General features: G+C 60.7%; 1 protein-coding gene. It reads left to right on the top strand.

What is annotated here, in order from left to right; translation table 11 throughout:
• Window positions 1-133: 133 nt before the first annotated feature.
• Window positions 134-1150 (top strand): AraC family transcriptional regulator, encoded by a 1017-nt coding sequence (locus F8N49_RS27765; RefSeq protein WP_071172424.1) that lies wholly within the window; start codon window positions 134-136, stop codon window positions 1148-1150.
• The last annotated feature ends 88 nt before the right edge of the window (window positions 1151-1238 follow it).

Below are 1238 nucleotides of genomic sequence, written 5' to 3'. Positions count from 1 at the left end.
TATGCCTGTGACATTTGTTTATCTGACACACCGCGTTCGCGAGCAGGCTCGCTCCCACATTGGTCCTGCGGTTAAATCAGGAGCTGGGTTAAGATGCCCACCACCCAAAAAACAACAAGGCTCACCTCGCGCCATGGCGGAAAAAGACACCATTGCCATTCAACTGGTGCGCGAAGCGCTGCTGCAAAGTTGCGCCCCGGGCGCGGCGACGGATGAGGCGTTGACCAAGGTCGGCATCGATCCGGCTCTGTTAACGGCCGATGAGGGCAGGGTGCCGGCCTCGCAATACGCCAAACTCTGGCGCCTGCTGGCACGACGCGGTGATGACGAGTTCTTCGGCATGGACCCGCGCCCGCTCAAGTCCGGCAGCCTGGCATTTCTGTGTCGCAGCGCCATGGCGCAACCGACGCTGGCGGCGGCGCTGGACACCGGTCTGACTTTTCTTTCGCTGATGCTGGAAAAACTGCCGGCGCAACTGGCGCATCAGCAGAGCCTTGCGGAAATCGTCCTGCTCGAAGACGACGCCGAACCGCGCCGCGCCTTTACCTATTTCACTTACTGGATGATCGTGCACGGCGTCGCATGCTGGCTGGCCGGGCGGCGGATTCCGATTCTCGCCATTGAACTGCGCTGCGCCGAACCGGATTTCACTGATGACTATCGGGTGATGTTTTCGGAAAACCTGCGGTTTGAGCGCCCGCGAACACGAATGATCTTTTCCGCTGATTGCCTCGATCTGCCGATCAAACGCAGTGCCGAAGAACTCAAGCGCTTCCTGGCCCAGGCGCCGGCGAACATTCTGGTCAAGTACCGCGACCCCGACAGCCTCGCCAGCCGGATCAAGCAGGATCTGCGACAGCTGCCCGCCGAGCAATGGCCGGAAACCGAGGCGCTGGCCCAGCAACTGTGCATGTCCGCCTCGACCCTGCGCCGGCGTCTGGCCGAGGAAGGGCAGACCTATCAGGGCCTCAAGGACAGTGTGCGCAAGGAGCTGGCAATCACCTGGCTGGCAGAGCCTTCGATCAGTTTCGTCGAGATTGCTGCACGCCTGGGTTTTGCTGATGCCAGTTCGTTCTACAAGGCGTTTCGCAAGTGGTCGGGGTCGAACCCGGGGCATTACCGCACACTGATCCTCAATGAGGTGGTCTGACCCGACGCCTGCGCGAGCAGGCTCGCTCCCACATTTTTGAAATGCGGTCTCCTGTAGGAGCTGCCGAAGGCTGCGATCTTTTGATCTT

The sequence above is a fragment of the Pseudomonas sp. GXM4 genome (assembly GCF_008923895.1).
Classification (GTDB): Bacteria; Pseudomonadota; Gammaproteobacteria; order Pseudomonadales; family Pseudomonadaceae; genus Aquipseudomonas; species Aquipseudomonas atacamensis.
This window is presented reverse-complemented; position numbering and strand designations above follow the sequence as displayed.